General features: G+C 60.1%; 9 protein-coding genes, 1 other RNA gene and 1 pseudogene. 7 read left to right on the forward strand and 4 right to left on the reverse strand.

The genetic code is table 11. The features are described 5' to 3' along the window. Positions 1–139: 139 nt before the first annotated feature. Positions 140–898, reverse strand: coding sequence for an HAD family hydrolase (locus tag AAA138_RS05390; RefSeq protein ID WP_349089874.1), 759 nt, complete (start codon positions 896–898; stop codon positions 140–142). 316 nt (positions 899–1,214) lie between these two features. Between AAA138_RS05390 and rpsA the strand changes: the two genes are divergently transcribed. The 3 genes from rpsA (at position 1,215) to AAA138_RS05405 (ending at position 4,032) form a co-directional block, all read left to right on the forward strand. Then, entirely contained in the window at positions 1,215–2,381 is a 1,167-nt protein-coding gene (rpsA, locus tag AAA138_RS05395) for a 30S ribosomal protein S1 (RefSeq protein ID WP_022095232.1), read from the forward strand. Between the two features lie 342 nt (positions 2,382–2,723). Further along, positions 2,724–3,085, forward strand: an RNA gene (gene rnpB, locus AAA138_RS05400) — RNase P RNA component class A. Positions 3,086–3,393: 308 nt separating this feature from the next. Further along, complete coding sequence (locus AAA138_RS05405; protein ID WP_349089876.1) at positions 3,394–4,032, forward strand: YigZ family protein; 639 nt, start codon at positions 3,394–3,396, stop codon at positions 4,030–4,032. 67 nt (positions 4,033–4,099) lie between these two features. Here AAA138_RS05405 and AAA138_RS05410 read toward each other — a convergent pair whose 3' ends face one another. Next, on the reverse strand, positions 4,100–4,546 hold the full coding sequence (locus tag AAA138_RS05410) for a C-GCAxxG-C-C family protein (RefSeq protein WP_115596185.1): 447 nt from the start codon (positions 4,544–4,546) through the stop codon (positions 4,100–4,102). A 230-nt stretch (positions 4,547–4,776) separates the two neighbouring features. Here AAA138_RS05410 and AAA138_RS05415 point away from each other — a divergent pair, with 230 nt between their 5' ends. From AAA138_RS05415 to AAA138_RS05430, 4 genes and pseudogenes are all read left to right on the forward strand, one after another. Beyond that, positions 4,777–6,060, forward strand: a complete 1,284-nt coding sequence (locus AAA138_RS05415; protein WP_035138013.1) for an O-acetylhomoserine aminocarboxypropyltransferase/cysteine synthase family protein — start codon at positions 4,777–4,779, stop codon at positions 6,058–6,060. Between the two features lie 141 nt (positions 6,061–6,201). Continuing rightward, a complete protein-coding gene (locus AAA138_RS05420) occupies positions 6,202–7,506 on the forward strand; it encodes an MFS transporter (RefSeq protein WP_349089879.1) in 1,305 nt (434 codons plus the stop codon). A 160-nt stretch (positions 7,507–7,666) separates the two neighbouring features. After that, a complete protein-coding gene (locus AAA138_RS05425) occupies positions 7,667–8,245 on the forward strand; it encodes a xanthine phosphoribosyltransferase (protein ID WP_117765859.1) in 579 nt (192 codons plus the stop codon). Between the two features lie 150 nt (positions 8,246–8,395). Further along, positions 8,396–8,707, forward strand: a pseudogene (locus AAA138_RS05430) (peptide chain release factor-like protein); the annotation flags it as partial. 86 nt (positions 8,708–8,793) lie between these two features. Here the strand turns inward: AAA138_RS05430 and AAA138_RS05435 are convergent. Next, positions 8,794–9,756: a diacylglycerol kinase family protein gene (locus AAA138_RS05435; protein ID WP_349089880.1), complete on the reverse strand. Its 963-nt coding sequence runs from the start codon at positions 9,754–9,756 to the stop codon at positions 8,794–8,796. A gap of 87 nt (positions 9,757–9,843) precedes the next feature. Continuing rightward, positions 9,844–11,265, reverse strand: coding sequence for a chloride channel protein (locus AAA138_RS05440; RefSeq protein WP_349089882.1), 1,422 nt, complete (start codon positions 11,263–11,265; stop codon positions 9,844–9,846). Positions 11,266–11,335 lie beyond the last annotated feature (70 nt).

Raw genomic sequence — 11,335 nt, forward strand, 5'->3', positions numbered from 1 at the left:
AAGCGGCAATCTGCCTTTCAATCGTCGGGCATGGCCAGAAGGCCTATGCCCTCCTCTTTCAAGGCACATTGCTCGCTTAGGGGCGTTTTCGCTGACTTATGCTCAACCTGCGGCGCTATTTTGTTTGGTGGGAGGGGTCCTAGGACAGTTCGTCGGCTATTTGGTGCTCGTAGAAGGCTTCTACTACGGCGTTGAAATCGCGGGCGAAGTCTTCCATGGTTCCGCGCCAGGTGGCTCGGCTGGGCTTGCCTTGGCCCACATAGGCAGTCTGAATGCCGCAGGCGGGGCTGGGGAAGTCGCGTTTGGGATCGTTGCCCACCATGAGGACCTCGTGCGGCTCGAGCCCCATCACCTGAAGCTGCTCTAGATAGTAGGTGGCATCGGGCTTGCAGCGGGTGGTGTTTCCCATGTGCGTGACGAGCTCAAAGGGGACGTCGGCCAGATCGCCCCAACCCATGCGGCACTCGATGGCCCCCTGCGAAAAGCTGGGATTGGTAAAGAGCGCGCAACGCAGTCCTGCATCCTGTACGGCCTGAAGCGCGGCGTGTGCGCCGGGCATGGCGTGGGCGTTGATGACATCGTCGTTCTTGTACGGCAGGACTTCGCGGTCGTAGTAGGTAAACGCCTCGTAGATAAGTGGGTCCGAGAGGCAAATGCCGCACCGGCGCTCAACCTCTTCTTGGTAGAACTCCAGATTGGTGCGATTATCCGTGCCGCTTCGGCGATTGGCGTTGAGGTCGACCAAGATGGTGCCGAGGCGTGCCATCGTGCCACCGTGGCTGCGGCGACCGATATCCGCGAGCATCGACGAGACATCCTTAAAATAGCGAAGGATGAATGCGTTGAGGTTGATGCTAAGAAGCGTTTCGTCCATATCGAAAACGACTGCTTTGAGCACGCGGGCACCTTTCTCGATAAATCGTTCCAGAATCGTTGGCTCCGGATACTTTACCTCAAAGGCGTATGGGCAAACTGCTTATCGTCAAGTTGTGGAGACGGCTGTCCATAAGATTACGAAAAAGTCTCCACACGAGTAAAAAAACGCAGTTCACGCTTGAAATCGAACCCATTTCCCCGTAACCTATACGAACGTGATTGCATAAGCGTCACATTAGTATCTGTCGGCTCCCGAGTGTTCCTAAACGTTGTGTGCTTGTCGCACCCTTCTGTAGGTCCTAGCAATCGGGGCCCCGTAGTTCGAAAGGGGTCCACCTTTGAGTGAGATTCAGAACTCGTCCATTTTCTCTCTTGACGATGTCAACGAGGAGGAGATGAACAACCTCATCGACGGTACGATTACCGACTTTGATGAGGGCGATCTCGTTAACGGCACTGTCGTTAAGATCGAGCATGACGAGGTGCTCGTTGACATCGGATTCAAGTCCGAGGGCGTTATCCCGGTCCGCGAGCTGTCCATCCGCAAGGACGCTAACCCTGCAGACATCGTTGCACTCGGTGATCCCATCGAGGCCCTGGTTCTCCAGAAGGAGGACAAGGACGGTCGTCTGGTCCTGTCCAAGAAGCGTGCCGAGTACGAGCGTGCTTGGAACCGCATCGAGGAGAAGTTCAACTCCGGCGAGAACGTCGAGGGCGAGGTTATCGAGGTTGTCAAGGGCGGCCTGATCCTCGACATCGGCCTGCGTGGCTTCCTGCCCGCCTCCCTCGTCGACCTCCGTCGTGTCAAGGACCTCACCTCCTACATGGGCACCCGCATCGAGGCCCGCGTCATCGAGATGGACCGCAACCGCAACAACGTCGTCCTCTCCCGTCGCGTCGTGCTCGAGGAGTCCCGTAAGGCCGAGCGCTCCGAGATCCTGTCCAAGCTCAAGTCTGGCATGCGTCTCCAGGGCACCGTTTCCTCCATCGTCGACTTCGGCGCCTTCGTCGACCTCGGCGGTATCGACGGCCTCATCCACATCTCCGAGCTCTCCTGGAACCACGTCAACCATCCTTCCGAGGTTGTCAAGGTCGGCCAGGAGGTCGAGGTCGAGGTTCTCGACGTCGATCTCAACCGCGAGCGCATCTCCCTGGGTCTCAAGCAGACCACCGAGGATCCGTGGCGCGCACTCGTCAAGAAGTACCCCGTCGGCGCTATCGTCGAGGGCACTGTGACCAAGCTTGTCCCGTTCGGCGCTTTCGTCGACCTGGGCGAGGGCATCGAGGGCCTGGTCCACATCTCCGAGATGGCCAACAAGCACGTCGATCAGCCTTCTCAGGTCACCCACGTGGGCGACAAGGTTCAGGTCAAGGTCATGGAGATCGACCTCGACCGTCGTCGTATCTCCCTGTCCATGAAGTCTGCTGCTGAGACTCTGGGCGTCGAGATCGAGGTTACCCCGCTGCCTTCCGAGAAGAAGGACGAGGAGACCGACGCCGAGTAAATCGGTTTGACGATCACTTGTTTTAAGGGATCCGTCCGCAATGGACGGGTCCCTTTTTGCATTTGTTGCTGAGGTGCGCGATGCCGCCCGTGTGCAATGCCGCCTAGGCTGTTCACGGGCTATTGGGTTGTCAGTGCATGAAAAATGCCGACATCCCGCCTCGGGGAGGAGGCGGGAACGCGCCGAGTAGACGGAGGGGTGCGGAGCGCGGTCGCGTCTCGACTGACGACGTTGCCCATCGACGATACTATTGTACTGCATAGCGTGGTTCTTGGTTTATCGTGTCGAACGCTTGTGTTGTGCCATTGCCTGTGACAACGGTGTGCTACACTCTTGCACTGCTGAGTGGGCCAGACGGTCGCGCGATGTGCTGCTTGCGGCACGCGTGAGGAAAGTCCGGGCTCCAGAGGGCGGGATGCCGGCTAACGGCCGGGCGGAGTGATCCGACGGAAAGCGCCGCAGAAAAGAAGACTCCCACCTGCGCCGCAAGGCGTAAAGGGAAAAGCTGAAACGGTGGTGTAAGAGACCACCAGCGTCGTGGCAACACGGCGGCTTGGCAAGCCCCATCCGGAGCAAGCGCGAATAGGAACGCTATGGGCCGGCCCGGTCCGCGTTCGGGTAGCGTGCGTGGAGCTGCACGGTAACGTGCAGACAAGATAAATGACCGTTCACGACAGAACCCGGCTTATAGGCCCACTCAGCAACTATGTTGACGCTGCGACGGCATCAGCTGGCCGATTTGGCGCTCATTCGTCGGTCGCCGCCATAAGGCGTGCTCCCTCCTCTTTCGGGCCAAATCGACTCAGCTGACGCCGTCTCGCTGTTTTTGCCTGGTCATCGGCAGCCTCATTTCTGTTGCAATCTCGTCTTTCAAGGCACCTTGCTCGCGCTGACGGGTTCTCGCTGTTGGTGACGGCATCATTGGTGTTTCCGTTCTTGTTGGCGAGGGCAACGGTACGGCCTTTGCCGTATTATTGAGGCTGTTTGTTGCTTTGCTTGTTGTTGAGGGGCTTTGTTGGACAGCTATTTTACTCTGCAATCGAATATTGAGGCTTCGGGCGAGTTTGTGGACCGCAAGAGCCGGTTTATTGCCCAGCTGGTCCATATTGAGTCCGAGGATGAGGCGAATGCCTTTATCGAGATGGTTCGCAAACGTCATTACGACGCTCGACATAATGTGCCCGCGTGGATTTTGGTCGATGGACGCGAGCGCCAGAGCGATGACGGTGAGCCGAGCCGCACGAGCGGTATGCCGACGCTCGAGGTGCTGCGCGGCGCGGGGCTCAAAAATGTTTGCTGCGTGGTGACGCGCTATTTTGGCGGCACGCTGTTGGGTCCTGGTGGCTTGGTGCGCGCCTATACCGCGGCGACGCAGGCGGCGGTGGCCTCGGCTCAGGAGTCCGGGCAGATCGTCGAGATGACGAGTGTCGTGCCGGTTGTCGTGCATGTGGCCTATCCGCAGTATGAGCAGGTGCTTCGCTTGGCCCAGGATTCGGGTGCCAAGGTTTCGGATACCGATTACGCGGATACCGTGACACTTCACTTGGTGTTTAAGGCAGGGGAGCAGGAGTCGTTTTGCGCCAAGATGCGCGAGCTTATGGCGGGGCGCGAGGAGATTGAGGTCGGCGCTCCCGAATTTGCCGAGTTCTAACGGCGACGGCCGGCGTGCTTTTGGATGGATCCCAAGCGCGCCGGCCGTCGTTTTCTGTTGCTGCCGTTTACTCGGCAAGCTGCTTTAGCATATCGCAGGCGATCTCGACGGCATCGTCGATGCAGCCGGGGCAGCTGCGGAGCGGACCCTTATCCGATCCAATGCCCTTGAGCGTGCCGCAGACGGTCGTCGTGTTCTTCTCGCCAAAACGCTTGGCGATTTCGCGCGACAGTTTGTAGGTCTGACCCTTGGTCTTGGGGTTTTCCATGCCGTCGCTCATCACGAAGCCCATGATGGCCACGGCGCCCGAGATGGCGCCGCAGGTTTCGGTCATGCCGCCCATGCCGGCGCCAAAGCCCTCGGTGAGGGTAAAGGCGACCTGGGGGTCGAGCCCGACGGCGGGCGCGAGCGTGCAGGCGACGGCCTGGGCGCAGTTAAAGCCACGGGCGTGGTATTCGGCAGCCTGAGCCTGACAGGCGGTGATGTCGAGCTGGGCCGTATCGATTTGCTTCATCGTTGTCTCCTTGGTCACGGTGTACCCGCCTATGGTACCCGTGACGGTGCGTGTAATCATCGAGAGCTTCATGTATGCCTCATTTTTATCTATCGAGCAAATGCCCAAGGCTTGAGATAAATACCCCTGATCAATTTGTCCAATAACCTACCTTGGGGATGGGTTGAGAGGGGTGCAGGGTAGCTGTATCGTGAACCGAATGAAACGTAACCCAGGCAAGGGAGCTAGATATGAGCGAGCAGACCATCGGTACGACATGTGTTCAGGGCGGCTATCACCCGGGAGATGCGGAGCCGCGCCAGGTGCCCATCTACCAGTCCACCACGTGGAAGTACGACACGTCCGAGCACATGGGCAAGCTGTTTGACCTGGAGGAGTCGGGCTATTTCTACAGCCGTCTGCAGAATCCCACGTGCGATTTGGTTGCCGCCAAGATCTGCGAGATGGAGGGCGGCACTGCCGCGATGCTCACGAGCTCGGGCATGGCTGCGAACTTCCTCGCGATCTTTAACGTTGCCGGTGCCGGCGATCACGTGGTCGCAAGCTCTGCCATCTACGGCGGTACGTACAACTTGCTCGCCCACACCATGGGCCGTATGGGGCTGACCTGCACCTTCGTTGCCCCCGACTGCACCGATGAGGAGCTCGAGGCAGCCTTCCAGCCCAACACCAAGCTCGTCTTTGGCGAGACGATCGCAAACCCCGCCCTTGCCGTACTCGATATCGAGCGCTTTGCCAAGGCCGCGCACGACCACGGCGTACCGCTGATGGTCGACAACACCTTCCCGACGCCCGTGATGTGCCGTCCCTTTGAGTGGGGCGCCGACATCGTTACGCACTCCACCACCAAGTACATGGATGGGCATGCTGCCTACCTGGGCGGCGTGATCGTCGACCACGGCCAGTTTGACTGGATGGCTCATGCGGACAAGTTCCCGGGTCTCACCACGCCTGACGAGAGCTACCACGGCGTGACGTATGCCGAGAAGTTCGGTCGCGAGGGCGCCTTCATTACCAAGGCCACCGCGCAGCTCATGCGCGACCTCGGTCCCATGCAGAACCCGCAGGCGGCGTTTTTCCTGAACAGCTCGCTCGAGAGCCTGCACGTGCGTATGCCGCGTCATTGCGAGAACGGCCTGGCCGTTGCCAAGTTCCTGCAGAGCCATCCCAAGGTGCGCTTCGTGAGCTATCCGGGCCTGGAGGGCGACAAGTACTATGACCTGGCTCAGAAGTACATGCCCAACGGTACCTGTGGCGTCGTGAGCTTTGGCTTTAACGGTGGTCGCGCGGCGGCCGAGACCTTTATGAAGAGCCTCAAGCTCGCCCAGATCGCCACGCACGTGGCCGACGCCCGCACTTGCTGCTTGCATCCTGCTAACGCCACGCATCGCCAGATGAACGATGAGGAACTCATCGCCTGTGGCATCTCCGCCGACATGGTGCGCCTGTCGTGCGGCCTCGAGGACACAGCCGATTTGATTGCCGACCTTGAGCAGGCGCTCGAGCAGTGCTAGGCTAGCGTGCGTGCGAGGCGTGGGACGGCTTTTCGGCTGACGACGTCCTCATAGTTCCGATTCCGTAGGCGGGACCCCGATCGTGTCCGTTTGTAGGCGATTGGGGTCCCGTTTTTGCGTTGCACGATAGAAAGGATATACATGGAGAAAACTGCCGAGCAGCTGCGCCGCGAACACATTGCCCTAGAGGGCGATACCCACGGTAAGAATAAATGGGCGATTCTGTTCACCGTGCTCGTCATGACCTTTATGGCGTGTCTGGATGCGAGCATCGTGACGGTGGCGCTCCCAGTGATGCAAAAGGAGCTGGGGGTGGGTCTCGACCGCATTCAGCTCGTGAGCTCGGTGTATCTGCTCGCGACGTGCGTCGCCATGCTGCCGTTTGGCCGCTTGGGCGATGTGCGCGGCAAGGTGAATGTGTTCCAGCTTGGTGTAATCGTCTTTACGGGTGGCTCGTTGCTTTGCGGGCTTTCGGCTTCGCTCGAGGTGCTTATCTTGGCGCGTTTCGTGCAGGGCATTGGCTGTGCCGCCGCGATGGCCAACAATATGGGCATCATCACCGAGTCGTTTCCGGCGCGTGAGCGCGGCCGTGCCATGGGCATTCTGGCGACCTTTGTGGCCCTCGGCATGATGTGTGGCCCCGTGCTCGGCGGCATGCTGGTGGCGAGCTTTCCCTGGGAGAGCATCTTCCTTATCAATCTGCCCATTGGCGTAATCTCGTTTATCGTGGGGCTCTATACGCTGCCGCATGTGAAGCCGGAGGCTGGCGAACGCCCTATGCCGTTGACAGAGGCGGCGCGTCGCTGCTTTGCGAGCTCGGCTTTCACTATTAACCTGGCTTGCATGCTTATCGTGTTCGTGGGTATCGGTGCCTCCGAGTTTGTGCTGCCGTTCTACTTTCAGGATGCCCACGGCTTTAGCTCCGATATCTCCGGCCTGTTGTTTTTGGCGATGCCGGTCGTGAATGCCTTTGTGGGCCCGCTTTCGGGCTCGGTGTCCGACCGTGTTGGTTGTGAAGCGCCCACGGCCGTTGGCCTGGGCGTGTACGTGTGCGGTCTCTTTGCGGTGAGCACGCTTGACGAGCACTCTTCCATCTTGATGATCGTGTGCTGCGTCGCGTTTATGTCGTGCGGCACGTCGATCTTCCAGAGTCCCAATAATTCGCTGTATATGGGTTCGGCTCCGCGTGAGGCGCTTGGCTTTGCGGGCAGCTTGAGCAGCTTGGCGCGCTATGCGGGCATAGCGCTGGGTATTACGGCGGCGTCGCGCATCCTGTATGGACAGACGAGCGCGGCAATGGGTAAGACGGTCACGAGCTATGTGGTGGGCCGTCCGGATGTGTTCCTCTTTGGCTTCCGCGCGGTATTCTACGTGCTGATGGCCGTTGCAGCCGTGGGCTTTGCGCTCACATTGGTACGTTTGGTGAGGACGCGCACCCGGCATTAGCGTGTTGGGAGGCTGTCTGCCACGAATCGGGCCTATCTACTGGTCTTGCAGCTTTATAGTGCGATGCGGCTTGTGGGGCGGGCGGGGGTAGGTCCGTGGTAGACTATCGAACAACGTTTATTAATCGCGCGGTATCGTTGCCGCGAGAAGGGGTTGCGCCATGCAGGAGCTTGAGGATCGTATTCGCCATGACGGCATCGTAAAGGCCGGTAACGTCCTTAAGGTTGATGCCTTCCTCAACCACCAGTGCGACGTTGAGCTGTTCGACCACATGGGTGCCGAGTGGGCCCGTCTGTTCGAGGGTGTCGAGATCAACAAGATCCTGACGATCGAGGCTTCGGGCATTGGTATGGCCTGCATTGCAGCCCAGCATTTTGGCGGCGTGCCGGTGGTCTTTGCCAAGAAGGCACAGTCCATCAACCTCGACGGCGAGCAGTATGCCACGACCATCTATTCCTTTACCAAGCAGAAGGAGTACCCGGTCATCGTTGGCAAGCGCTTCCTGTCCGAGGGCGACAAGGTCCTGATTATCGACGACTTCCTGGCCAACGGCTGCGCGCTCGAGGGTCTTATCAAGATCTGCGAGGCCGCAGGTGCCGAGGTATCCGGCATTGGCATTGCGGTGGAGAAGGGCTTCCAGGGCGGTGGCGATAAGCTCCGCGAGCGCGGCTTCCGCGTTGAGAGCCTAGCCCGCATCGCCGATATGGACTGCGATACCGGCGAGATCACCTTCGCCTAAGCGCGCAACACAAGCGATTGGTATGCGATGTGACAAAGGGACTTTCCCTTTGTCACATTTTTTATGAGGGGAGGTGTTGATATGGATGAGAACAAGATGGGATGGCGCGAGTATGCGCGCTTTGCCGAGATGTCGGTCGAGGAGCTGGCGCGCGATTGCGAGGTACAGGTGTTTCGCGCGACGGGTCCGGGTGGGCAGGGCGTGAACACGACGGACTCGGCGGTGCGCATGAAACATATCCCTTCGGGGATTACCGTGACGGCGCGCGAGAGCCGCAGCCAGTTTCAGAATCGTAGCTGCTGTTTGCGTAAGCTGAGGGCAGAGCTTGAGCGTCGTGGCCGTCCGCCGCGCCGTCGCGTCAAGACCAAGGTGCCACAGCGATCGCGCCAGCGCAGGCTCAACGACAAGCACTTCAACGCGATTAAAAAGGCCAACCGTCGTAAGCCAGGCAGCGACGAATAGCCTCCTCATAAGTTGCGGTGAAATAGGGACTGTTTTACGGCTTTAGCTGCATAAACAGTCCCCATTTCACCGCAACTTAGGTGGGGTTAGCGGGTGGGGCGCCAGACGTGGAGGGCTCCGCCGAGGACGTCGACCTCGATGCGCGAGGCGACGATGGGCTCGCCGTCGGCCTGGATGGGGTAGTCGGGCTCCTCGAACGTGAGCTCGGCATGACGGCAACGACGCATGCGAACCGGCGGCAGCTTGGTATGATGGCCGTCCTTGGCCGAAAGAAACATAGGCAGGGCGACCGCACGGGGGACGGGGCCGCAGGCGTAGCAGACGTCGAGCATGCCGTCGCAGGGGTCGGCTTCGGGGCAGATGCGATAGCCCGAGCCGTACGTGGGCCCCAGCTGGATGGCCATAATAATCGCCCGCACGCGCTCTGCGGGCGCACCGTCAAAGCTGACCGTCATGGGATAGTTGCGGTAGCGCAGGCCAAACTGCTCAAGTCCCGATAGGGTGTAGAGCGGAGCGCCGGCGAGGCCCGTCTTTTTGCGCAGCTCGGTGGTGCCAAGGCCGATGGCGGCATCGATGCCGACCGAAAGCGTCTGGTCGTAGTACTCAGCGGCAGCCTCGCCGCTGCCGCTTGCAGGGCTCCACGAGCGAATACGCCCGATGTCCTGATGCTGCAGCTCGCAGGTGAGCAGCGCGCCAAAATCCTTGCCGGAGAAATCGTCGATGCCGAGTGTTTGGGCAAAATCATTGCCGGAGCCTACGGGCAGGACGGCAAGCGCCGGTCGAACCGCCTCTTCTTGCGCCATCAAGCCATTGACGACCTCGTGGATCACGCCGTCGCCGCCGAGTGCGATAACCGTGCGGTAGCCCTGGGCCTGTGCGGCAAGCTCCTTGGCATGCCCCGCGCGTTCGGTCAGCACCAAGTCAAACTGGGATGCGCGCGCGGTCATGTCCAAAAAGCGCTGCAGGCGCTCAGCGACCTCGCGCGCCGCACCCGACTGGGCGGCGGGGTTGGCGATGATGAGCGTGCGACCAAAATCAGTTACGTGCATGGGGCGACTCCCGGCGTATGACGTGACGGTGCGGTCGCGCTCAGGTCGAATTGCCCCCGATTGTGGCTGCACGGCGAATACTTACGTCTACTCTATCAGGTCGTTGTGGCGCTCGATAGCATCCGCTACCGTACCGCCCTCATCCACAATAAGCGAACGACGCTTGGGTGAGATAATGCGCTGGGCGGGGTACACGCCGCGGTGGCCGCCGACGAGATAGCTGATAAAGGCCACGATGACAAAGAATCCGGCGGCCGTGCCGTGGAACAGATCGATGGCCATCATGCAGGTGGTGATGGGCACGTTGAGGCCGGCGCAGAACACGCCGAGCATACCCAGCGCTGCCAGAAAGCTGGGGTCGATTCCGACGAGGCAACCGATCCAGCCGCCGAGCGCCGCACCGATACCAAACAGGGGCGTGACCTCGCCTCCTTGGAAGCCGGCGCCCAGGGTGAGCGCCGTCACCACGAGCTTGATGGCTGCGTCGGCAAGGGTCGTGTTACCGGCGAACCCGGCACCCGAGAGCCAGGTGGCAAAGCCGGCATACTTCCAGGCGTCGAGCATCGCGTAGGCCGCGAGCACTACGAGCGCGCCCACGAGTGCGCGAGCAATATAGTTGGTGATAAAACGACCGTACAGGCTCTTGACGGTTCGAACCGACCAGGCAAAGAGGCGTGCCGTCAGACCGAAGATGATGGCGCTGATAACAACGATGACGACCGTTGTGGGCGTCATAGCGGGAACGCTGGCGATGACATTCGCTTCGTACTCGGTACCCAGGGCAAGTGATGTAAAGTAGCCGGTAAACGAGGCGACCAGGCAGTAGATGCCCGCGGTGTAGTCGATCTTGCCGATAAAGCACATCTCCATGCCAAAGAAGGCTCCGGCGAGGGGTGAACCGAATGCGGCGCCAAAGGCCGACGAGATGCCGGCGAGCATGAGGTCGTGGTGGTCATGCTTTTTGAGGTGGGCGAGGCTCGAGATGTTGCTGGCGATGGTGCCGCCAATCTGCACCGCGGCGCCCTCGCGGCCGGCCGATCCGCCTGTTAGGTGCGTGAGTGTGGAGCAGACGAAGGTGAGGACGGCCATGCGCATATGGATAAGGCGTGTGCCCAGGGCGGAGTCGATGACCAGGTTGTTACCTCGTTTGGCGGCAAGGCCGTGGTTTTTGTACACCCATGCGGTGGCAACGCCCACAACGGGAAGCAACGCGTAAATCCACACGTGGTGCTCGCGATAATCGGTCGCGATATTCAGCGAGGCCAAAAATGCCCAAGCGGCAACACCCATGGCGAGCGAGACGATGACGACGAGCGCGAGCAGTTTGGCGCTTGCAAACAGGTTGCGGGCGTTGCGGCGTGTGTCGGCGGCCAAGAGCTGCTCGGAGCGGGTGAGTTGACGCCTGCCGGCCATGATGACGTCGCTAAGGGAGAAAAAGCCGCCATCGTCGAGCGGCTGGGAATGATCCTGCGCTTCGTTTGCGCTTTCGGGTTTGTTGTTATGAGCCATATATTCCTCTTTTAGGTTGCAACGCAAGCATTATAAAACGTGGCAAGCGCGACGAGCCGGTGGGTTGCTT

The sequence above is a fragment of the Collinsella sp. CLA-JM-H32B genome, assembly GCF_040098065.1.
Taxonomy (GTDB): domain Bacteria; phylum Actinomycetota; class Coriobacteriia; order Coriobacteriales; family Coriobacteriaceae; genus Collinsella.